18 protein-coding genes are annotated in these 22,892 nt (G+C 62.5%); 3 read left to right on the forward strand and 15 right to left on the reverse strand.

The window, feature by feature from the left end; genetic code table 11:
• Positions 1-48: 48 nt before the first annotated feature.
• From O3299_RS19075 to O3299_RS19110, 8 genes are all read right to left on the reverse strand, one after another.
• Positions 49-1,080: a succinylglutamate desuccinylase gene (locus O3299_RS19075; protein WP_289917799.1), complete on the reverse strand. Its 1,032-nt coding sequence runs from the start codon at positions 1,078-1,080 to the stop codon at positions 49-51.
• A complete protein-coding gene (locus O3299_RS19080; RefSeq protein ID WP_305054229.1) occupies positions 1,080-5,807 on the reverse strand; it encodes an NAD-glutamate dehydrogenase domain-containing protein in 4,728 nt (1,575 codons plus the stop codon). The genes O3299_RS19075 and O3299_RS19080 overlap by 1 nt, the downstream gene beginning before the upstream one ends.
• 153 nt (positions 5,808-5,960) lie before the next feature.
• On the reverse strand, positions 5,961-7,301 hold the full coding sequence (gene astB / locus O3299_RS19085; RefSeq protein ID WP_305054230.1) for an N-succinylarginine dihydrolase: 1,341 nt from the start codon (positions 7,299-7,301) through the stop codon (positions 5,961-5,963).
• 9 nt (positions 7,302-7,310) lie between these two features.
• Positions 7,311-8,801 carry a succinylglutamate-semialdehyde dehydrogenase gene (astD, locus tag O3299_RS19090; protein ID WP_305054231.1) on the reverse strand — a complete coding sequence of 497 codons (1,491 nt, stop codon included), beginning with the start codon at positions 8,799-8,801 and terminating at the stop codon, positions 7,311-7,313.
• Positions 8,794-9,846, reverse strand: a complete 1,053-nt coding sequence (gene astA / locus O3299_RS19095; protein ID WP_305054232.1) for an arginine N-succinyltransferase — start codon at positions 9,844-9,846, stop codon at positions 8,794-8,796. Before astA ends, astD begins: the two co-directional genes overlap by 8 nt.
• 13 nt (positions 9,847-9,859) lie before the next feature.
• Positions 9,860-10,891, reverse strand: a complete 1,032-nt coding sequence (locus tag O3299_RS19100) for an arginine N-succinyltransferase (protein WP_099376231.1) — start codon at positions 10,889-10,891, stop codon at positions 9,860-9,862.
• 107 nt (positions 10,892-10,998) lie between these two features.
• Positions 10,999-12,240, reverse strand: coding sequence for an acetylornithine/succinylornithine family transaminase (gene astC / locus O3299_RS19105; RefSeq protein ID WP_305054233.1), 1,242 nt, complete (start codon positions 12,238-12,240; stop codon positions 10,999-11,001).
• 141 nt (positions 12,241-12,381) lie between these two features.
• Positions 12,382-13,326 carry a GlxA family transcriptional regulator gene (locus tag O3299_RS19110; RefSeq protein ID WP_099666215.1) on the reverse strand — a complete coding sequence of 315 codons (945 nt, stop codon included), beginning with the start codon at positions 13,324-13,326 and terminating at the stop codon, positions 12,382-12,384.
• A gap of 131 nt (positions 13,327-13,457) precedes the next feature.
• On the opposite strand from O3299_RS19110, the gene O3299_RS19115 reads away from it, so the two are divergent.
• From O3299_RS19115 to O3299_RS19125, 3 genes are all read left to right on the forward strand, one after another.
• Entirely contained in the window at positions 13,458-13,892 is a 435-nt protein-coding gene (locus O3299_RS19115) for a MarR family transcriptional regulator (protein WP_180278670.1), read from the forward strand.
• A gap of 45 nt (positions 13,893-13,937) precedes the next feature.
• A complete protein-coding gene (locus O3299_RS19120) occupies positions 13,938-14,222 on the forward strand; it encodes a hypothetical protein (protein WP_070220679.1) in 285 nt (94 codons plus the stop codon).
• Between the two features lie 291 nt (positions 14,223-14,513).
• Positions 14,514-15,362, forward strand: a complete 849-nt coding sequence (locus tag O3299_RS19125) for an HDOD domain-containing protein (protein ID WP_046684532.1) — start codon at positions 14,514-14,516, stop codon at positions 15,360-15,362.
• A 382-nt stretch (positions 15,363-15,744) separates the two neighbouring features.
• Here the strand turns inward: O3299_RS19125 and O3299_RS19130 are convergent, their stop codons facing one another.
• The 7 genes from O3299_RS19130 to O3299_RS19160 all read right to left on the reverse strand — a co-directional run bounded on the left by O3299_RS19130 (position 15,745) and on the right by O3299_RS19160 (position 22,853).
• A complete protein-coding gene (locus O3299_RS19130) occupies positions 15,745-15,858 on the reverse strand; it encodes a class IIb bacteriocin, lactobin A/cerein 7B family (RefSeq protein ID WP_143451431.1) in 114 nt (37 codons plus the stop codon).
• 429 nt (positions 15,859-16,287) lie between these two features.
• Entirely contained in the window at positions 16,288-18,423 is a 2,136-nt protein-coding gene (locus tag O3299_RS19135) for a peptidase domain-containing ABC transporter (protein ID WP_305054234.1), read from the reverse strand.
• Positions 18,424-18,462: 39 nt separating this feature from the next.
• Positions 18,463-19,770 carry an HlyD family secretion protein gene (locus tag O3299_RS19140; protein WP_305054235.1) on the reverse strand — a complete coding sequence of 436 codons (1,308 nt, stop codon included), beginning with the start codon at positions 19,768-19,770 and terminating at the stop codon, positions 18,463-18,465.
• 557 nt (positions 19,771-20,327) lie between these two features.
• Positions 20,328-20,492 (reverse strand): hypothetical protein, encoded by a 165-nt coding sequence (locus tag O3299_RS19145; RefSeq protein ID WP_305054236.1) that lies wholly within the window; start codon positions 20,490-20,492, stop codon positions 20,328-20,330.
• A gap of 196 nt (positions 20,493-20,688) precedes the next feature.
• A complete protein-coding gene (locus O3299_RS19150; protein ID WP_305054237.1) occupies positions 20,689-21,315 on the reverse strand; it encodes a glutathione S-transferase family protein in 627 nt (208 codons plus the stop codon).
• Positions 21,316-21,405: 90 nt separating this feature from the next.
• Positions 21,406-22,107: a YafY family protein gene (locus tag O3299_RS19155; protein WP_180278668.1), complete on the reverse strand. Its 702-nt coding sequence runs from the start codon at positions 22,105-22,107 to the stop codon at positions 21,406-21,408.
• Positions 22,104-22,853 (reverse strand): hypothetical protein, encoded by a 750-nt coding sequence (locus O3299_RS19160; RefSeq protein ID WP_305062915.1) that lies wholly within the window; start codon positions 22,851-22,853, stop codon positions 22,104-22,106. The genes O3299_RS19155 and O3299_RS19160 overlap by 4 nt, the downstream gene beginning before the upstream one ends.
• Positions 22,854-22,892: the final 39 nt, after the last annotated feature.

Here is a 22,892-nt window from a genome sequence, read left to right on the forward strand (position 1 = left end):
CAGGCGGGTTTCCCCGGCTGGCGCCTGATGCTATGCATGACTGAAAGATCAGGAAGTACGCACCACCATCAAGCCCGCGCGCAAGCCCACGCGCACGTCCGGGTTCGGAAACACCACCAGCTCTTCCGCATGCTGCACCGTGTAGACATGGTCGCCATCGCTGGCGATCACGGCGTGCTGCGGCAGGGAGGTGAAATTCTGCGTGCTGCGATCAAACGCCATGCGGAATTCATCGCTGTGCTTGATGATTTCCTGCGCCACCTTGAACACGTGCGGTTGCGCCTTGACGGGCTGCGCAGGCAAGCCGCGCAGCAAGCCATCGAGCGCCCGCGACACATCGTCGAACAGGGACAAATCGTTCTGCCCCAGGGTACCCACGCGGCCCAGCTCCACCGTGCTGGCAGCCGCGCCGAAATGCTCAGCCGAGTAATAACTGTAGGTGCCGGCCGACTGCGGGTTCATGATGATGGCGCCGATGGCCGCCTGGCCCAGCCAGTCGATCAGCTGTGCCTTGGCGTCGTCGGCCACCAGGTCGGGCACGATGGCAAACGTGGGGTACACGGAAGGCCGGATGGCTGTGTGCAAGTCCAGGTGCCAGCGCACGGGGCCCGCCGCGTCAAAGAACGCTGCTGTCGCAGCGATCATTTCATCGGCGCGCGCGCTTTCCGCCGCTTGCGCCAAACTCCCCCGCACGGGACGGAACATGCGATTCAGGTCGGCGTCGATGAAACGCTTGCCGGCCCGGATCGCATCGACATTGCCCACGCAAACGAGCAGGTCGACGGCCAGCGCCGACGCATCGCGCGACAGGGCGTCGAGCAGATGCGCCAGCACTTCGATCGGCCCCGTTTCGTCGCCATGCACGCCCACCGAGACGGCCACGCTGGCGCGCCCCGCATCGGCCTGCGGCTTGACGACTTGCAGCATGCCGGGCGCCGGCAAGGCCACCGTGAAACCGGCGTTGGCGAACAGCTGCGCCACGCCGCTGAAATCGGCCTGCGCCAGCGCCTGCACGGCTGGCGGCAAGCCGCCAGCGCCCGCTACTACCTGGGTTACTACCTGCGTTACTGCTTGCGTCATTACACCGCCGCTTCCGCTGTGGGTTTCGCCGTGATTTTATTCACGGCTTCCGACAAGGTCCACACGTCCAGCATGGCTTGCTCCAGTTCCGTCGCCGCCACATAGGCCGACAGGCCCAGCGCGCCCGTCACGGCATCGACGGCCTGGCCTGCATTGCCTTGCTCGGCGCGCGCCAGCACCTGCGTCAGCAGACGCTGTTGCGTGCGGCGCAGGGCTTGCTGCGCGTAGTTGCGCAACTGCTCCTGCGACTTGCCTTGCGCGGCCAGCTTCAAGCCACGCTCCAGCGTGCCGATACCCGCCTGGCTGCGCAGGGCCAGGCCCACTTGCAGGAAGGCCGCCAGGTCCATCGAGGCAGGACGCGGCACGGACAGGGCCGGGAACAGGAAGCCGGCGACGACTTCCAGCGCATCGACCGCATCCCACGCCTGCACGAAGGCTGGTGTCAAGCCCGGCACCAGTGCGGCTTCCGACTTGATGCCAACGGCTTTCAGCAGGTCGCGCTTCGATTCCGCGCCAAACAGGCGCGTGAGTTCGGCCAGGCCGGCGCCACGCAACTGTTCGGCAGGCACCGACAGCACGCCGGCGATCATCGTTTGCTGCAGCACGCGCGTTTGCGCGTCGACCTTGATCGACACGTCGCGTGGGATCGTCAGCGCGTCCGCATCGAGCGCGTCGAACACGGGCGCCAGGTTCAGCGCCACCCAAGCCTGGCCCCAGGCCAGGATCACGCTGGACTCGTCCACGCCGTGTTCCGCCGCCAGGTTGCGGATCATCAGCGGACCGCAGCGGTTGATCACTTCATTGGCCAGCACGGTCGCCAGGATGGCATTGGCCAGCGGGTGGTCGAGCGCCGAACGGGTTTCCACCAGCAAGGATGGGAAGTACGGTTTCAGGACTGGCTCGGCCCAGGTTTCACCGGTCAACGGCAGGCTTGAGAGGATGCGCTTGAAGCGGTTCTTCACGTTGGCGATCACCACGGCCAGTTCCGGCGTGGTCAAGCCACGGCCGTCGGCCTTGCGACGCGCCAGTTCGGCCACCGACGGCAGTTGCTCCAGTTCGCGCGACAGGGCGCCCTCTTCTTCCAGGCTGGCGATCAGCGCGGCATAGCCATCCTGCACGGCGCTTTCGCTTTGCGCCTGCAATTCGCGCACCAGCAAATGCGTCTGCTGCGTGTTGTCGCGCAAGACCAGGCGCTCGACGTCGTCCGTCATCGCATACAGCTCGCGATTGCGGTCCGCTTCCGTCAGCTTGCCCGCATTGACTTCCACGTCCAGCCAGATTTTCACGTTCACTTCATGGTCCGAGCAATCCACGCCGGCCGAGTTGTCGATCGCATCGGTAAAGATGCGTCCGCCCGCCAGCGCGAATTCGATGCGGCCGGCCTGCGTCGCACCCAGGTTGCCGCCTTCGGCCACGACTTTCACGCGCAGCTCATTGCCGCTGACGCGGATATGGTCATTCGCGCGGTCCTTCACCTGTGCGTGCGTCTCGGTGGAAGCCTTGATGTAGGTACCGATGCCGCCGTTGTAGAACAGGTCCACGGGCGACTTCAGGATGCGGTGCATCAGTTCTTCCGGCGGCAGCGAGGTTTCGGCGATATCGAGTGCGGCGCGGATTTGCGGCGACAGTTCGATCGTGCGGGCGGAGCGCGGATACACGCCGCCGCCTGCCGAGATCAAGTCCTTGTTGTAGTCGTCCCACGAGGAGCGCGGCAAGGCGAACAGGCGCGCGCGTTCATCGAACGAGACGGCGACGTCCGGTGTCGGGTCGAGGAAGATGTGACGGTGGTCGAACGCGGCCACCAGCTTCAGCTGGCGCGACAGCAGCACGCCATTGCCGAACACGTCGCCCGACATGTCGCCCACGCCGACCATGGTGATCGGGGTGGTATTCAGGTCGTGGTCCATTTCATAGAAGTGGCGCTTCACGGCTTCGAATGCGCCCTTGGCCGTGATGCCCAGTTTCTTGTGGTCGTAGCCGTTCGAACCGCCCGAAGCGAACGCGTCGCCCAGCCAGAAACCGCGCTGCACGGCGATGCCGTTGGCGATGTCCGAGAACGTGGCCGTGCCCTTGTCGGCGGCCACCACCAGATACGGGTCGGCGTCGTCGAAGCACACGGTGTCGACTGGCGGCACGATATTGCCCAGCGAGCGGTTGTCCGTCACTTCCAGCAGGCTGGAAATGAACAGACGGTAGACGGCTTCGCCTTCGGCCGCGATGGTTTCGCGCACGGCATCCTTCGGCATCATCTTGCAGACAAAACCACCCTTCGCGCCAGCCGGCACGATGACGGCGTTTTTCACCATCTGCGCCTTGACCAGGCCCAGCACTTCGGTGCGGTAGTCTTCCATGCGGTCGGACCAGCGCAAGCCGCCACGGGCGACAGGGCCGCCGCGCAGGTGCACGCCTTCGAAGCGGCGCGAGAAGACGAAAATCTCGCGGTAAGGACGCGGTTCCGGCACCAGCGCCAGGCTGCTGGTGTCGAACTTGAAGATGATCTTGTCGCCGGCTTGATTGTTCTGGAAGTAGCTGGTGCGCAGCGTGGCGCTGATCAAGTCGGCCAGCGCGCCGAGGATTTCCTCGGTGTCCGCATGGTTCACGGAGGGCAGGCCGGCCTTGATGATAGCGATGGCCTCCAGGGCGGCCGCATGCTGCGCGTCGGACAGCGCAGGATCGAAGCGCTGCAGGAAAGCGTCGACCAGGGCTTTGACCTGGGCCGGCTGCTTGCGCAGGCTTTCGGCAATGTAGCGCACCGAGAAGCGGCTGCCCGTCTGGCGCCAGTAGCTGGTGTAGGCGCGCACCAGTTGCACTTCACGCGTCGACAAGCCGCCTTCGATGACCAGGCCGTTCAGGCGGCCATCTTCGGCCGTGTCGTTGAACAGGGCGGCAAACAATTCCTGCGCCACAGCGACGACGGATGGCTGCGCCAGTTTCGCCGCGCTGGCGGCATCGACCGTCAGGCTGGTGACGAAATAGCGCGTGCCGTCGGACAGCGAAACCGAATACGCCTGTTCGCGGTCGATCGCCACGCCCGCATTATGCAGGGCCGGCAGGATGGTCGACAGCGGCGGCACCTTGTTGGCCGAGTACAAACGAATGGTGGTAACGGCACCGGTCTCGATGCGCACGGCCACGTGCGCCGGGTCGGTATTGCGCAGGATGGTGTCGAGGTCGCGGAAGGCGATGGCGGGCGCGGTGGCGGCCACGTAATCGAGCGGCAAAGTAGCGCAGAGTTTACGCAGGCTGGTGCGCAGTGCCACGTCGGGCACGGCGTCGGCCACGGCCGCAAAGCCGTTATGCCAGCCATCGAGCACGCCCAGCAACGGCTGTTCGATATCCGTTTCCAGGTCCAGCGGGTAGCGCGCAGCGTGGGCGATCAGGTAGACGCGCGCCAGCGGGCCGTCGGCCACCAGGGTCTGCGTGCTCACATGCGTGGCGCCGGAACTTGCTTGCAGGGCTTTTGCCAGGCTCGATGCCACGCTGGCGCTGTAGCGCTCACGCGGCAGGTAGACCAGCACGTTCAGGTGGCGCGCATACACGTCGCGGCGCGCGAAGACCTTGGTGCGCGGCTGCTTGTACAGCGAGACGACGGCGCCGCACACTTGCGCCAGCCAGTCGAGGTCCGCTTCCAGCGCTTCCGTGCGCGGCAGGGATTCGAGGATTTCGCGGAATTTCTCGGCACGGAAGCCTTGCTGGCGCACGCCGGCCAGGCTCAATACCTTGGCCACGCGGCCGCGCGCAAATGGCAGTGCCGCCAGCGGAGTGGAATTGCCGGCGCGGGTGAACAGGCCGACGAAGCAATGCTCGCCCAGGATCGCGCCTTGCGCATCCATGTCGCGCACGCCGATGAAGTCCAGCTGCTGGTCGCGATGCAAAGTGCCTGCCACGTCAGCCTTGACGATGGACAGCGCCGAGTCGCGCTTGGCCAGGGTGTCGAAGTCGCCCGGGATATTCGCCAGGCAGGTGCCGTAGACGGGGTGCGCCGTATCCTGCAGCACGCCGACGCGGCTCGGGATGTCGCGTTCGAGTTCGCGCACGCCCGGCTTGACGCGGTAGTAGGCGTAGCCGAACACTTCAAAGCCGCCGCTACGTGCCCATTCCAGGAAGGCGGCCACTTCCGCGCCTTCTTCGCCATGCTGGGCGGCAGTCGTGGCGACGGCGGCCAGGCGCTCGCTCATGGCGGCGCTATCGCGGCGCACCACCGCGGCGTCACGCGCGACCGTCTCCAGGGCGGCGACCAGCGCGGCCAGAGCTTCCGGCGCCAGCTCTTCGTCGAGCAGCACCAGCACATACGATTCGAGCGGGTCGCCCGGCTGGCGCACCGCTTCCACGCTGCCGTCGGCGGCGCGGCGCACGGGCAGCACGGTGTTCATCACACCGCGCACGGCCAGGTGCTGGCGGCGCATGGCCATGACGATGGAGTCGACCAGATAGGGCATGTCTTCGTTCAGGATCAGCAAGGCGCTCGCCATGCCGCCACGGCCATCCGCATAGCGCAGGGTGGCGATCTGGCAGCCATTGCCGGTACGTTTGGCCGCTTGCGTGAAGCCGTCGACCAGCACGGGCGCCAGACTGTCCGGCGCGATGTCGGCCAGGTCTTCGGCGTCGAGCGAGTCGAGCCATGCCTGCACCAGTTGCACGACAGGCGCTGCCGCCTTGCCTGCCTTGCCAGCCGCGTTAATCAACTCCAGCGTTTGTGTACGCAAATCTTGTGGCGTGTGATTCATCTTGCATCTCCATTACGGTAATGTGAATGTCCAACGCTGTCGTTCGGGCTTGTGGCTGGGCGGCAGCGGTGTCAAGAGACGGGGGTCGCCCGTCCAATTCTGTCTGTGCTACGGATAGTCTGTCTCGGATTTTTTCTGGGTATTTTCTATCGCCTACAAGTCGTACAATCCCGGTAAGTTGAGGATGATCGTCAATTCTTCAAGCGCCGCATGCACTTCCAGCGCCAGCTGCGGATCGGCCAGGTCGCCCGGCTCCAGATGGTCGCGGTAGTGTTTTTCCACCCACTGCACCAGCCGATGGTACAGCGTTTCCGTCATGATCACGCCCTGGTGCATGGCGCGCGCCTCGGCTTCCGTCAGGGCCACGCGCAAACGCAGGCAGGCGGGCCCGCCGCCGTTGCGCATGCTCTGGCGCAGATCGAAATGTATCAGTTCATCGATGGCTCCACCGCTGGCCACCAGGCCGTCCAGGTAGCGCGACACGGCGCAGTTTTCCTGGCACTCCTGCGGTATCACCAGCGCCATCTTGCCGCCCTCTTTCGTCAATAGCTGGCTGTTGAACAGATAGCTGCTGACGGCGTCCGCGATCGGCACCTGGCCCGTGTCCACGCGCAGCGCCTGCAAATCGGCCCCCGTGGCGGCGACGGCGCGGTGCAGCTGCGACAGGCTTGCCTCTTCATCGGCAAACGCCTGCTCGTGATAGAACAGCACATTGCCATTGCCGACGGCGATGACGTCGTTATGGAACACGCCCTGGTCGATCACGTCAGGATTCTGCTGCACGTACACGGTGCGTTTGGTGTCCAGGCCATGCAGGCGCGCCACGGCTTGCGACGCTTCCAAGGTCTGGCGCGCCGGATAGCGCTTCGGCGACGGCGCCGATGGGTCGAACTCCACGCGACCATACACAAACAGTTCAACCGATGGCGCACCGTGGCTTGCGCCCAGACGCGTATGGTTGGCCGCGCCCTCGTCGCCAAAGGCCGGCGTCGAGGGCAGCGCCTCGTGCACGGCGAAGTGCTTGTCATCGCTGAAAATGGCGCGCAGGCTGCGCGCCGACTGCGCGTGCTCGAAGGCGCGGTGCAGCTTGTTATTCAGGTTGGCGGCCGTGAAATGCACGCGGCCATCCTGCGTGTCGGCCGACGGACTGACCGTGGCGGCATTCGCCGTCCACATGGGCGAGGCGGAATATGCGCAGGCCAGGATGACGGGCGACTCCTTGTAGGCGCGCGCCAGCACTTCGGCATCCGTGCCCGTGAAACCGATGGAGCGCAACAGGCGGAAATTCGGCCGCTCCTGCGGCGGCAGCAAGGCTTGCGCAAAGCCACGCGCGGCAAGGGCGCGCATCTTGGCCAGGCCCTGCAAGGCAGCCTGCTTCGGATTCGAAGCGCTTTTCACATTGCTGAACGAGGCCACGTTGCCGAACGATAGTCCGGCATAATTATGCGATGGCCCGACCAGGCCGTCAAAGTTGTATTCGCGCGTGCTGTGCATGGGATTTCCTTAAAAATTCAGGCCGGGCGACAGCTTGGCTGGCATTTCCAGCGCGCTGTTCTCGATCGAAGCGACCGGGTAGGCGCAGTAATCGGCCGCGTAATACGCGCTCGGACGGTGGTTGCCCGACTTGCCGATGCCGCCGAACGGCGCCGTGCTGGCCGCTCCCGTCGTGGGACGGTTCCAGTTGATGATGCCGGCGCGAGCGCGCGTTTGAAAAGTTTGCCACAGGGCCGGATCGTCGGACAAGAGCGCCGCGGCCAGGCCAAATTCGGTGGCGTTGGCCACCTTCAGGGCCGCATCGAAATCGGCCACGCGGATCACCTGCAGCAGTGGACCGAACCATTCTTCGTCGGGGATGCCGGCGGCATCGGTGACGTCGACGATACCTGCCGTGACAAAACCCGCCTGCGGATTGAGCTGGCGCATCTGCAGCAAGGTGGTGCCGCCCCTGGCGACCATATCCGCCTGCGCCTGCACCAGGCGCGCGGCCACGGCACTGGACACCACTGGACCCATGAAGGGCTGCGGCTGGGCGTCGGACGCGCCGATGCCCAGTTTCGCGGCCACTTCCACCAGGCGCGTGACAAACGCGGCACCGGCAGCGTTGTCCTGCACCACCAGGCGGCGCGCGCAGGTGCAGCGCTGGCCGGCGGAGACAAAGGCGGAGAAAATCGCGTGGTGCACGGCCGCGTCCACGTCCTTCACGTCCCACACGACGAGGGCGTTGTTGCCGCCCATTTCCAGCGCCAGCATCTTGCCCGGCTGGCCGCCGAACTGGCGGTGCAGGCTGATGCCCGTCTGGCAGGAACCCGTAAACAGCACACCGTCAAGGTGCGCATTGGCACCCAGGGCCACGCCCGTGTCGCGCCCGCCGTTGACGAGGTTGACGACGCCATCCGGCAAGCCCGCCTGCTGCCACAGCTGCACGGTTTTGATGGCCGTGCGCGGCGCATATTCGCTGGGCTTGAAGACGATGGTGTTACCGGCGATCAGGGCCGGCACGATGTGCCCGTTCGGCAGGTGGCCGGGGAAATTGTACGGGCCGAACACGCCGAACACGCCATGCGGACGGTGGCGCAGCACGGCGTCGCCGTCGGCGATCTTGCTTTGCGTGATGCCCGTGCGCGCGTTGTACGACTGCACCGAGATATCGATCTTGTTGGCCATGGTGGCCACTTCCGTGCGCGATTCCCACAGCGGTTTGCCCACTTCTTCCGAGATCAGCAGCGCCAGCGCTTCGGCGTGCTCCTTCAGCAGCTCGCGGAAGCGCACGCAGATGGCGATGCGTTCTTCGACGGGCGTATCGGCCCATGCTTCAAAGGCGGCGCGGGCGGCCTGGCAAGCCTGCTCCACTTCGTTTTCCGTCGCTTCCAGGCTGGCCCAGGTCTGCTTGCCGTTCGACGGGTCGATGGTGAGCAGTTCGCGGCCCGTGCCTGGCAGCCAGGTGCCGTTGATGAAGTTCGATGCTGCGGTAGACGAATTAAATACGTTAGACATGGGAATGCTTCCTCGGGTTGAGTGACAAGGTGCGCACGGTGTCGCCGTGATGGCAGCGCAGCAAATGCAGTTCATCGTTGTCCAGCGCGATCTTGCCGCTGTGCGGATTGGCGCTGGTGACGATCATGCGGAAATCTTTCAGGTCGGTGTTCGATACCAGGTAAGGCTCGGCCTGGACGGCGTCGCCGCACACTTCAGGCGCGGCCTCGGCGTCGAGCACGGCCGGCATGCTGTCGCGCATGGCGCGCAACTCGGACACGCGCGCCTGCAGCACGGGACCGGCGTCGAAAATGTCGACATAGCCTTCGAAGTGCAAGCCTTCCTGCTCCAGCAGGCGGCGCGCGGGCGCCGTGCTCAGATGCACCTTGCCGATGACTTCCTGCGCTTCGTCGGGCAGGTAGGCCACGTACATGGGCTGGCGGGGCATCAGCTCGGCGATGAAGGATTTTTTACCGAGGCTCGTCAAGTCGTCGACGTGGTGGAAATCCATCTTGAAGAAGTGGCGCCCCAGGCCCTCGTAGAACGGCGAGCTGCCGTCCGGCGCCTGGTAGCCGCGCATCTCCGCGATCAGTTTTTCCGTGAACAGGTGCGGGAACTGGGCGATGAAGAGGAAGCGGCTTTTCGACAGCAGCTTGCCGTTGTTGCCGCTGCGGTAATCGGGGTGCAAAAACAGCGAGCACAGTTCCGTGCTGCCCGTCAGGTCGTTCGACAGGTACAAGGTTTCCATGCGCGTAAACACGTCGAGTTCGCGACTGGAATGGACCAGGGTGCCGATGCGGTAGTTATAGAACGGTTCTTCCAGGCCCACGGCGCCCTTGATGGCGCACACGCCGGCCAGGCGGCCTGTATCCGTATCCTCCATGACGAACATGTAGTCGCGCTTTTCGGGCGGGATGGTTTCGGCGAACGAGGCGCAGGCGATGGCCAGGCGGTCGCCCAGCATTTTCATGTCCGGCTTGAGGGTGGTCATGCCGGTGCCGACCTGGCTGGCCAAGCCGTACAGGGCGTCCAGGTCAGAAGCGTTGATGGCGCGTACTACTAGCATAATGTTCTCTCGGTTAAATGCGCACGCAAATGACGCTGTCGCCTTCGGCCACGGCCAGCGCCTCGAGCAGCTCTGGCGGCAAGCCGACGGTGTCCTGCGCTTCGAGCGCATCGCAGGTAAAGGTGACGGCGCGGAAGTTGCGCTCCGCGCCCGATGCGACCGCGTAATGCACTTTCAGGCCCGTGCGGCTGGGCGTGACGCCTGCGACGACGCGGCGCGTGAGCGAACCCGTAAACGAGCGCAGCGCATGCTTGTGCGCCTGCAGGATCGGGCCGCCATCGAAGATGTCGATGTAATCGTCGGCTTCAAAGCCTTCTTCCGTCAGCAAATTGAAAGCCAGTTCGCCGCTCGGGTGGATCTGGCCCATGGCCGCCTGCGCGTCGCCGGGCAGCAGCGGCACGTACACGGGGTAATGCGGCATCAGTTCGACGATCAGGGTGCGGTTACGCGCGCCGCCGATGACTTTTTCGGCATCGAGGAAATCCATCTGGAAGAATTTGCGGCCCAGCGCATCCCAGAACGGCGACTGGCCGTTGGCGTCCGTGATGCCGGCCAGCGGCACGAAGAAGCGGTCGCCGAAACGGTGCGGCGCCAGCACGGCAAACAGCAGCCGCGCGCGCGACAGCAAGGCCGCTTCCAGGCCCGCCTGCTCCATGTTGCGCACATAGAAACCGGACAGCTGCGAATACGCCGTCAACTCCGAGCACAGGGTCAGCGCATGCACGCTGTGGCTGATGTTCAGGTCGCGCGAGACTTGCTGGATGACGTCGTTGCGAAAGGAAAAATAGGTGCCGTTCGAGCCGGCCGAGGCAAAGATGGCGGCCGTGCCGGCGATGCTCTTGTCGAGCAGGGATTCAAGCACGAAGAGATACGATTCTTCGCTGGGGATGTCGACATGGGCGGCAAACGAGGCGATGGAGCGCTCGACGGAGGCGGCGATTTTTTCGCGCGTCTTCGGCAGGGTATGGACACCCGGCATGGTTACCGCGGCCAGCGCTTCGAGGGCTGCAATATCCGCAATTTCTACCGGACGGACAACATACATGGGTACTCCTTCAATGCTGACGATACATGGGCTGAAAACCCGGGTAGAACCAAGCCGGCCCGCAGCAAAGCGGCGGGCCGGTGATCAAACAGGGAGCGAGGCTAGCCTCAGGCTTTCAGCATGCCGTCGATGGCGACGCGCAGTAGACGGCCCGCTTCGGCGATCTGTTCGTCCGAGACGATCAGGGCCGGTGCCAGGCGCACCACGTCCACGCCGGCGATCAGCACCATCAAGCCTTGCGCTTCGGCCGCTTTCTGGATGTCTTTCGCGCGGCCCTTGAAGGCATCGCTGACTACCAGGCCCAGCAGCAAACCGCTGCCGCGCACGACGGAGAACACTTGCGGGTAATCCGTGATCAAGCCTTGCAGCATGGCGATGGTGTTGACGCTCGCTTCTTTCACGCGCGCCAGGAACGCCGGCGTGTTGATCGTTTCCAGCACGGTCAGGGCCACGGTGGCGGCCAGCGGGTTGCCGCCGTAGGTGGTGCCGTGGGTGCCGACGGCCAGGGTTTGCGCCAGTTCATTCGTGGTCAGCATGGCGCCGATCGGGTAGCCGTTGCCCAGCGCCTTGGCGGCCGTCAGGATGTCCGGCGTGACGCCGTAGCCCATGTAGGCGAACAACGCGCCAGTGCGGCCCATGCCGCTCTGGACTTCGTCGAAAATCAGCAGGGCGCCCGTCTTGTCGCACAGGGCGCGCAGCTCCTTGAGGAATTCCGGATTGCCTGGCACCACGCCGCCTTCGCCTTGTACCGGCTCGACGATCACGGCGCACACGTCATCGCCGATGGCGGCGCGCGCCGCTTCGATGTCGTTGTAGGCGATGTGGTCGATCGATGGCGGCAGCGGCTCGAAGCCTTCCGTGTACTTGGCCTGGCCGCCGACGGAGACCGTAAACAGGGTGCGGCCGTGGAAGGAGCTGAAGCACGAGATGATGCGCGACTTGTGCGCGCCAAACTTGGTGTGCGCATACTTGCGCGCCAGTTTCAGGGCCGCTTCGTTGGCTTCCGCGCCGGAGTTGCAGAAGAAGGCGCGGTCGGCGAAGGTCGCTTCCGTCAGGGCCAGCGCCAGGCGCAGGACAGGCTCGTTGGTGTAGCCGTTGCCCAAATGCCACAAATTATTGATTTGCTTGGTCAGCACGTCGACCAGGGCCGGATGGCAATGACCCAGGCTGTTGACGGCGATGCCGGAAGTGAAATCGAGGTAATGCTTGCCTGACTGGTCCCACAGATCCAGGCCGGAACCGCGCACGGGCACCATGGCAGCAGGGGCGTAGGTAGGAACGAGGACCTGGTCAAAGGTTTCCCGGGTGACTGGACGAGCCGTTACGGTCGAATCAAGCTTGGCATTCATAGCATTTCCCCATCAATATGTTAGGTACTCCGCAGCTACGACAGCTACGTGTGTACTGCATTATAAAAAGCGGGATGCTAAAACTCTTTTGAATCTGCGACAAGGATTTTCACAATTCATCACAGCTGCCTTGACGCGGCGCTAGGCCGGCGGCATCAGCTTGCGTTGCCGCTCTTCGCGGGGGGTATTGCCAAACAGGGTACCGAAAGCCGTGGAAAAGTGCGAACCGGAGGAAAAGCCGCACATCAGGCCAACTTGCACGATGGAATAATGTGTATCAAGCAATAATTGCCGCGAGCGCTGCAGGCGCAGCTCCAGGTAGTAGCGCGACGGCAGGCTGCCCAGGTATTGCTTGAACAGGCGCTCGAGCTGGCGCCGCGACAGGCCCACCAGGCTGGCGATGTCGTCGGTCGACAGCGGTTCTTCGATATTGGCCTCCATCAAGGTCACCGCTTCGGACAATTTCGGCTGCAGCACGCCGAAGCGCGCCTGCAGGGCCACGCGCTGGCGCTCTTCCTTGCCGCGCACCTTGTCCACGCACAACGCCTCCTTGACGAGCGCCTGCACGTCGGCACCAAAGATGGTCTCGATCAGGGTCAGCGAAAAGTCAATGCTGGCCGCGCCGCCGCAGCAGGTAACGTGCGGACCGTCGATATCGAACAAATGCGGCGTCAAAATGGCCCTTTCGGCCTTCGCTTCCGCATCGGCATACAAGGCCCAGGGCAAGGCGATGCGCACGCCATCCATGACGCCCGCGTCGGCCAGCCACAGCACGGCAGCGCCCACGCCGCCCCAGAATGGCGCCGAGCGGCAGCGTTCGATCACGGCCCGGCACAGCTCGACGCGCAGCGGCGCCTCCGTTTCATCGGCCACCAGCAGTGCGATATGCCAGTTGCCGCCCTGCGCGGCCACCTGTTCCGGCGTGCGCACGTCCAGCTGCAGGGCTTCCGGTCCCAGCGCCCGCGCGCACAGGCGCAGCGGCTGCACCAGGCCTGCCCAGGTAATCGACTCGGCATCGCCGGCATGGACCAGCAGCAAACGCAGCGGTTTGTCGAGGCCGATACGGGAAAGATTAGCGAAGGACATCGGCGAGGCGGGCCAGGGGCAAGGACTGAGTTGCCCACATGATACCGGACTTCCGCCCCATCGAGCCCCTCATGCAAGGGCACATCCTGGCGCGGCGGAAAAAAGCGGGGCGGAAGGATATAATCCCCCCCATGGGTGAACGATATTTAAAAAGTATCCGGCTGCTGGCCGAATGCATGCAAGGCTTCGAGCGGTTTTCTGGCGACTTCGTGCGCCAGTACGGCTTGACGCATGCGCAATTCGACATCATCGCCACGCTCGGCAACACCTGTGGCATGTCCTACAAGGAACTGGGCCAGAAAACCCTGATCACCAAGGGTACCTTGACGGGCGTGGTGGACCGGCTGGAACAAAAGGGGCTGGTGATCCGCGAACGTTGTCCACGCGACAAGCGTTCCTATTACGTGCGCCTGAGCTGCGAGGGCGAACACGTGTTCCATGACGTGTTCCCCAAACTGACAAAACAGGGGCAGCGCCTGTTCGACGGCTATACCGAAGACGATTTCATGCGGTTGGAAACCACCCTGGCGGGCTTGAAGCACGCCATCGCCAACGGCCACGGCTGACCATACACCAAGCACAGACATTCAAACAAGACAAAGGAAACCAAGTTGAAAACCACACTGCTCGAAGGCAAAAAGCCCGCTCATTTCGATAAACACATCATCGGCAACCTGCTGCTCAACGCCAGCACGCCGGAACTGGTGCGCCAGGAAAAACTGATCATCGGCGTGCGCAACGAAGACGGCGAAATCTACCGCCTGATCGGCGCCACCAAGCACAACAGCTTCATGAACGCCGTCGAGGAATTGTTCGACCTGGGCCTGACGGATGAACTGGAAGACAGCGACGAGCTGGTTGAAGGCTGTGACGCCATCTTCAGCGAAGCTCTGTAGTAGCGCTGAACAGGACCTGCTGCGCGGTGCGCTTTGCGGCCGGCGATGCTCACCGGCTCGGCGCCCCCGTACTAAAGTACGGTTGCGCTTCTCGGCCACAAATCCCATCCGCTCGCGATGGTCCTGTCCAGCGCCGTGACGAACGCTGTCGTTAGAAAAAAGGCATGCCACCGATACAGGGGCATGCCTTTTTTCGCTTCCGGGGCATTTGCTTGCCTTTTGCCAAGCTGTTTGCGAAAAGATCACGGTTAAAAAGTTCCGTACGGAAATATTGCGAGTATAATTTTTTCAATGAACAGACTCGACGCCTTTAAAAGCATCGCCGCACAAGCCGCTCGTGGCGAGCTGACCTTTCCTGCCAATGTGGACGCTTCGCTCAAGCTGCAAGAGGCGCTGGCCGATCCCGACTGCCATATCGAGGCCGCCGCCAAGCTGGTGCAGGCTGACCCGCTGCTGGCCGCGCGCACGGTGGCCATCGCCAATTCCGTGGCGTTCAACCGGTCCGGCAATGAAATCACCAGCGTGCGCAACGCCGTGCAACGGCTCGGCGTGCGTACCCTGCAGTCGGTGGTGGCATCGCTGATTGTGCGCCAGCTGGGCAGCACCATCACTGATCCCGTGCTGCAAGCGAAGGCCAACCAGTTGTGGGAGCATACGGCCCACGTGGCGGCCCTGTCGCAGGTACTGGCCCGCCGCGTCACCAAGGTGGACCCCGATACGGCCCTGTTTGCCGGCATCATGCATGAAGTGGGCGGGTTTTATCTGCTGTCGCGCGCGGCCGAATTCCCCGGCATCCTCGACGGCGAACCGGAAGACTGGGTCGAACATGGCGAACAAGCGATCGGCCATGGCGTCCTGACTAAACTGAAGGTGCCGGAAGCGGTGATGGGCGCCATCGATGCGCTGTGGGAAGGCTTGCGCGCCATCCCGCCCGAATCGCTGGGCGATACCCTGCTGCTGGCGAATGACCTGGCGCCCGTCTCGTCGCCCCTCAACGAAAGCCCGGCCGCCATCGCCGTGCGCGCCGCCCGCGCCGCGCGCAGCATCGATTGCCTGATCGGCGACGATGCGACCTTGTCGAGCATCATGGAAGAATCGGACGATGAAGTGCAGTCGCTGCTGAAGGTGCTCGTGCACTAGGCATGGTTCAGCGGGCATGGCGGATGCCTGCCGGCTGAGTTCCTGCCCCATCTGGCTGCCCATACTTGGCTCATGCAGCTCACGGGCATAGCCTTATTTCTCGCGCTCACGGTAGACGCCTGCTCATTGAACGTATCGACGCCTGGCGCATCTCATTGCTTCATGAGGGATGCATGACTCTGGCAATGCGTCATCTACCACATCACATTTTTACAAGATTACCAAACCAGCTCTTGGCATCGTTAATTCTTGGTGGCTTATCTGATATTGAATATAAAAATCCGAACCATAGATAAACCATAGCCTATGGATAACATGTAACTTATTGGATAGAAAATTCTCTATTCAAGGGATCCATACTTGAATCCCTTGAAAAAACCAATTAATCGAGTATCATTTTTGCAACAGCGAATACAACACAAACAACTGCCAATGCAGCAAGAGGACCCAAGCCACCAGATACAGCTTCAACTTCACTGATATTCATTTCTTGCATGATTCTATTTCCTTTTGTCTAAGGTTATATGCCATGGAAGTATTCTCAAGGCAGAATAATAGTAGCATAAAAAGAATATTTTTAAGTAATGATGAAAAAATATTTAACTTTTCTTTTTTAAATATAATCTAGAAAGTAGAATATAAAATTGGAGGATATTGGCCACTCAATCCTCATTGGAAATTTTTTAATTAGACATATTGACCAAGACTTTCATCGATCCCACCCAGCAGGCCATGCTGAAGTGGCTGCGCACCTGGCATCCTGAAAAATAGCCATCAATCTCAATGAATATGTTATTTTTTCAATAAAAAATTCACGTTGCAAGCAAGACACACAACAAATACATCAGTTTCATCCCAATACATAGCGTAAGCTGTACTTGACTATAATGGAATGCCAGTCCCATGTTTTATCCGGCAGCGTACGCTATGCAGCTTCTTGAACCTGTTGCATCACATCCTGAACGATTACTCCTTGCTGTAATATCACCACCCGCTGCGCCATGGCGATGGTTTCCGGGCGGTGTGCAACGATCACGCGCGTGAGCTGGATTTTCTGGATCGCGGCATTGACAGCTTGCTCGTTCCACACGTCCAGATGGCTGGTCGCTTCGTCGAGCACCAGCAGCTTTGGATTCTTATACAGGGCGCGCGCCAGCAGGATGCGCTGTTTCTGGCCACCGGACAGGCCGCTGCCAATGTCGCCCACCAGGGTATTGAATGCCATCGGCATGGCGGCGATTTCCGCATGCACGGCGGCCAGGTGCGCGCAGACCTGGATTTGCTGGTCGTTCGGCGACGGGGAAAAAAAGCTGATGTTGTCGGCGATCGAGCCGGCAAACAAGGTGTCTTCCTGCATGACCGTGCCCAGCAATTGCCGGTAGTTCGTCAAGCCCAGGCTGCCCAGCTGGATGCCGCCGATGAGGATTTCGCCTTCCGTCGGTTCCAGCAAACCCAGCAACAACTTCATGAGCGTCGTCTTGCCGCAGCCGGACGGGCCCGTGACGGCGATGCACTGGCCGGCGGGAATGCTCAGATTGAGGCCGCTCAAGACATTCGGTTCGCTGGCGGCATAGCGGAAGGTGAGGTTGCGGATCTCGATCGATGGCGAGATATCGTCCATGTCGACCTCGACGTCGCTGCCATCGGTTTCCGCATCGGTCAGGACGATGTCGGCCACGCGCTCGCCATGCAGGCGCAGCATGCGCAGCTCAAATAATTTATCGACCAGGCTGGCCATGCGCTGGCTGAACTGGTCCTTGTAGCTGATGAACGCGAACAGCATGCCCACCGAGAAGCGGTTGTCCAGCACGGCCAGCGCCGCCATCCAGATGACGATCACCCGCTCGGCGCTGAACAGCAAAGTATTGGCCGTCTGGTAAGACACGGACAGCTTGGCGATGCGCAGGTCGGCATTGAACTGGTCGGCCAGCGCGTTGGTCCAGCTGGCGCGGCGCTCCGCGGCGCGGCCGAACAGGCGGATGCTCTGGATGCCGCGCACGGATTCCAGGAAGTGCGTCTGCTGCCGGGCTGCATGGATGATCTGTTCGGCCGTCGCTTCGCGCATGGCCTTGAACAAGATCCAGCGCAGCAACACATACAGCAGCACGGCGATGCAGGCCACGCCCGCCAGCAGCGGGCTGTAGACCAGCATCATGCCCAGGGTGGCCAGCACCAGCACGCCATCGATGGCGCCCTCGACAAATTGCGTCGTCAGGCTACGCTGCATGGTCTGGATGGAATTGAAGCGAGAAACGATGTCGCCCGTGTGGCGCTTCTCGAAATACGGCAGCGGCAACTTGAGCAGATGGGCAAAGGCATTCCCCAGCCATTGCAGATTCAAATTCGTGGCCAGCACCGTGGTGATCCAGGAACGCACGGCGCCGATGGCCGTCTGCACCAGCACCAGCAACAGGAAGCCGCAACCGAGCACGGTGATCAGGTCGCGGTCGGCGGCCAGCAAGGCCTCATCGACCAGCCATTGCATGTAGAACGGCGCCACCAGCGCGCATACCTGCAAGGCCAGGCCCAGCACCAGCAATTGCAGCAAGCCGCGCTTCAGGCCCACCACGCGCCCCATCAGCGAGAGCAGGGAAAACTGCTGCTTTTCCTCGGCCTTCTTGAACTCGGCGGTGGGCGTCAGCTCCAGCGCCACGCCCGTAAAATGTTTCGCCACTTCCGCCAGCGGCAGGCGGCGCTCGCCCACGGCCGGGTCGTGGATCACCACATGGCTGCCGGAGACGGACTTGAGCACGACAAAATGGTTCAAATCCCAATGCAGGATGGCGGGCAGTTTCAGCTCGGGCAAATGCTGCATGTCGAGTTTTAAGGGGCGCGTATGCAGGGCTAGGCCCTGCGCCATCGCCATCAGCCCTTTTAAAGTCACGCCTTTCAATGACACGGAAAAGCGCCGGCGCATGCTGGAAATGTCGGTCTGGTGGCCCCAGTAGCTGGCCACCATGGACAAACAGGCCAGGCCGCATTCGGCCGCTTCCGTTTGCAGCAGGACGGGCAGGCGCTGGCTGCGCCAGAAGGACAGGTGGGCGAGATCAGGAAAATGCATGCGGCGCAGACGTAAAAAGTGAAAAGAGAGCGGGTGGGCTTACAGGCGCCCGGAAATGCTGAACAGGGGTTCGAGCACCCATTCAAACAGGCGGCGCTGTTCCAGCAGCACGCTGGCATCGACCAGCATGCCCGACTTCAGGGGCAGGGTTTCGCCATACGCCTGCACGCTCTGGCGCTGCAAGCTCAAGCGGATGCGGTACAAGGGTTCGCCATTCGTGCCGCTGACGGCGCCCGGCACCGCCAGCTCTTCGGGTCGCAGCGAGGTGCTGGCCACTTCGCGCACCAGCGCCGGATACTGGCCGAATTTCTGGTACGGATACGCCTGGTAGCGCAGCAACACCGTCATGCCCGGCTTGATGAAGCCGACCGAGCGCGACGGCGCGTAGATTTCCGCCTCCAGCTGGGCGCCTTGCGGCAGCACGGAGGCGAGCACGCTGTTGGCCGCCACGGTTTGCCCCAGTTCGGTGGTGATGGCCGTGACCATGCCATCCTGCGCCGCGCGCACGAGGATTTCGCGGCGCGCCTCGTTCTCCGTCAAATCTTGCTCGATGGCGGAGACATTGCGCTGCAAGCCTTCCGTATCGCGCTGGGCTTGCACCTGCAAGTCGCGCACGTCCGCTTCCGTGGTGGCCAGGTCGCGCTGGCTGGCCGACTTGATGCGCTGCAATTCCGCCAGGCGCTGGTGCTGGTCCAGCAGCTCGGCTTGCTTATCCTGCAGTTGCGCTGACGAAATGTAATGGGTGGCGTGCAGGTCGCCGTAGCGCTGGTAGGACTGTTCCGCCAAGGTAATGCGGCGTTGCTGTAGCGTGATCTGGTCGTCCATGCGGGCGATTTCCGCCGCCAGGTCGCTGGCACGGCGCTGTCCCGCCGCCATGCGCTGGCGCGATTGCAGGTGCGACTGCTGCAATTCCGCGTCATAGCTGTCGCGCCGGCTTTTCAGCAGGGTCGAGACAACTTGCTGGGGCGCCCCCGCATTGGCGCTGCTGCGCTCGCCCGACAGCACGAACAGCACTTCGCCCGCGCGCACGGCCTGCCCTTCCTTGACGCGCACCCCGGCGATGACGCCCGCCTGGCCCGGCATGACGCGGATCACGCCGCTGGTCGGCAGCAGCACGCCCTGCGACTGCGCCTTGCGCGTGGTGCTGAAGAAGATGAAGAAAGCGACGATGGCTAGCGCGATAGCGAGGAACAGCCAGGTCAGGAATACATGGCTGACGGGCCGCGCCAGCAATACGGTGCCGTATTGTTTATTGCCCAGATGCTCGATGGCTTGCTGGCGGAACAGTTGCTGGACTGGCTGGACGGGGCTGGTCTCGATAGCCGGGGCGCTGGGTTGATCACGCAAGATGATTTGCTTTTCGAAAAATAGTTTTAATCAGCCAAAACTGAACCTTGTTATGCAAGAGTGCTGCACTTTACAAATCAGACCGTGACCTCGCATTCCAAAACCATCTGCCCCTGTCTTTCAGAATGCAATACGATGATTATTTTCATTGGCATAAAATATTAAAATTTATCAAAATGAAATCCAAAAATCAAGAAAGTTCTCATGCATAAGCAAACCATATCTTTTTAAAAAAATATGCGAAAAATATCCTGATTTTCAGGCCATTTGAAATTTACCTCTTTTTCATGTCACGAAAAACATCTTTGAAAATTTGACAATCAAAAGAAAATTCTACATTAATCCCACCAAAGAAATCTATCGAATTATCACAGAATGGTAAATTTAAAAATCACCAGGATTTTATTTTAAATACTTCACCAGGTTCAAAAATGACTTCCGTTTCGAATTGGGTAATTGCGCATCCCTGCATGGCTGCGCCCGGACCATCCCCCTGGTCCGGGAAAAAATCAAGAATGGGACGATGTGGTGCCATCGCTGCTGAAGGTGCTCGTCCATCAAACAGCAGGCTTCTTGCCCGCTGGCGGTGCTGCTGCCGGCTTGACCGTGTCGACGATCAGCACATGCTTGTCCATGGCCTTCATTCCCTGCTTTTGCTGGACGACTTGCGTGGCAACCGCCTTGGTACTCAACAGGGGTTTCGGGTGGCGTGGCATGAACATGGCGTACCTGCTGGCAGTGGGAGAGGCCCCACATGTGCAGCAAGTATCAAATTATCAAGCCACCCTCAAACACCGGACAAAAAAAACCCGCTCGAAAGCGGGTAAAGTCCAAAGCTAGGGATGTCCTGAAAGAGACAGCCCTATCTTATGCCGTGCGCCGCGCCAGCTCCGTGCGCTGGCACACTTAGCGCGCAGATTATCCCGGCGATAGCTGCACGTCCGTTTCCTGCCAGGCGCGCAGCTGCCGCACGCGGGCAAACCACGTCTGGATATGCTGGTACTGCGCCAGCGGTAGCCGCACGGCCTCGCTGTACATGAGCGGCGCGGCCACGGCGAAATCGGCCAGGGTCACGTCTTCTCCGCTGAGCCAGCCGCGTCCCGCCAGATGCGCATCCAGCACCACGGCGCATTCATGCAGATCGCGCTCGCCGCGCGCCTCCTCCAGCGGATCCGCCGGACCATTGCCCGTCATGCCCTTCCAGGCGCGTTCCCAGGCCAGCACGCTGATGGCGGGCGCGAAGTGCTGCACGGCCCAGAACAGCCACCGGTTGACGTCGGCGCGGGCTTGCGGCGCCTGCGGATAAATCGTCTGGCCCGGCATCTGCTCGGCCAGGTATTGCATGATGGCGCACGATTCCCACAGCAGGAAAGCGCCATCGGCCAGCACGGGGACCTTGCCGTTCGGGTTCAGCTCGGACAGACGGCGGCGGTCATCCGCATTCATCAGGTCGACTTCCGCCAGTTCCAGCGGCAAGCCGAGGTGGATCGCCGTCATCAGGGCACGGCGGGCATTCGAGGACATGGGGTGGTGGTACAGGCGCATGGCAGATGGCTCCGGTGAGTGAAGAAGCCACCATCGTAGTCGCCGTCACTGACAGTTTTTGTCAGGAGCGGATGTCAGGATTCCGGATCGCTAGCTTTCCGGATCAATCTCGTGCGCCTTGCGCCAGGCATCCAGCAGCACATGGCGCCGCGTGGGATAGCGTTCGTCATGCTGCTGCACGCTGGCGATGCGGTCGATGCGGAAATGCCGGTAATCGCCGCGCAGCTCGCACCACGCGGCCAGCAGGCGCTTGCCTTCGAAAAACGCCAGGGCAAACGGCCACACCGTGCGCGAGGTGGCGCTGCCATGCTCATCCTGGTAGCCCAGGGTGAGCTTCTGTTCGTAGCGGATGGCCTCGCGCACGGGCTGCACGTAGCGGTCGGCCGGCTGCGTGCCATCGGCGGGGCGCCCCAGCGGCACCCACAAGCTGGTCTCGGCCATGCTGTCGCGCAAGTCGCGCGGCGAGGCGGCCGCGATCTTCGCCAGGGCATTGCTGGCCGCCTGCGCCAGGCCGGCATCGCCCTGCCGGCGCACCCAGCGCGCGCCCAGCACCAGCGCTTCCAGTTCATCGGCGCCAAACATCAGCGGCGGCAAGAAGGCGCCACGGCGCAGCACATAACCGATGCCGGCCTCGCCCTGCAGGGGGGCGCCCAATTCGGCCAGGGTCTGGATATCGCGATAAATCGTGCGCTCGGAAACGCCCAGCTGCTGCGCCAGCTGGGCCGCCGTGACGGGCACGCGCCTGGCGCGCATGGCGTCCATCAGCAGGAACAGGCGGCCGCTGCGGCTCATGGACAGGCCTGCAAAGCCTGGTCGCCCATGACCAGGGCCGACAGGGCCGGCACGTACAGATAGCCGTCGGACGCCAGGCGCGCCGCGCGCGTCCCCTCTTGCACGCCGGCGATGCCGTAGCAGCGCTGCAGCCGGGCGGCGGCTGGCCACCAGTAGACGGCCGCCTCCTGGTCGGGAAAGCGCTGGCGCACGCTCTCGGCCTGCGCTGCCACTTGCCGGAAATCGCGGTAAAAGGCGGGCGCAATGCCCAGCTCCGCGGCAAACGCCGTTTCCAGCGCTGCCGTCTCTGCCAATTGGGCCGCCAGCGCCGCCGTTTCACGGTCAAGCGCATCGGCAGGCACGCCCGCCTCGATCAGGCTGCGGCGCATGCGCTCCGGGCCGGCCTGCGCGCGCAGGAACGCCGATTCCTGCAGCGCCAGCACGGCACCGGCGGGGATATGCACATGGCGCGCGGCCGGGAAGACGTACAGCGCGCAGCTGCCCGCGCAGACGGTGTCGATGGTGAGACGCCATTGCTGCTGGCGCAGATAGCGGCCCAGTTGCATGGCCGCCTGCGGGTCGCCTGCATCGCTATTGACGCGCAACAGCATGGTGCCTGGCGCTGCCAACCCTTGCAGCTTGGCCACGTCGCCGGCGGCGATCGGGCCGCGCATGGCGATGCTATCGCTGCCAGTGCGGCTGAAATCGGCGGCGCCGGCCAGCGCCGTCATGCCCGCCATCAAACCTACCCATAAAAAACGCTTCATCGTCATCCGCCATAAAAAAAAACGACCACCGCAAACGGT

The sequence above is a fragment of the Janthinobacterium sp. SUN176 genome (genome assembly GCF_030587335.1).
In the GTDB taxonomy this organism is placed as follows: Bacteria; Pseudomonadota; Gammaproteobacteria; order Burkholderiales; family Burkholderiaceae_D; genus Janthinobacterium; species Janthinobacterium kumbetense.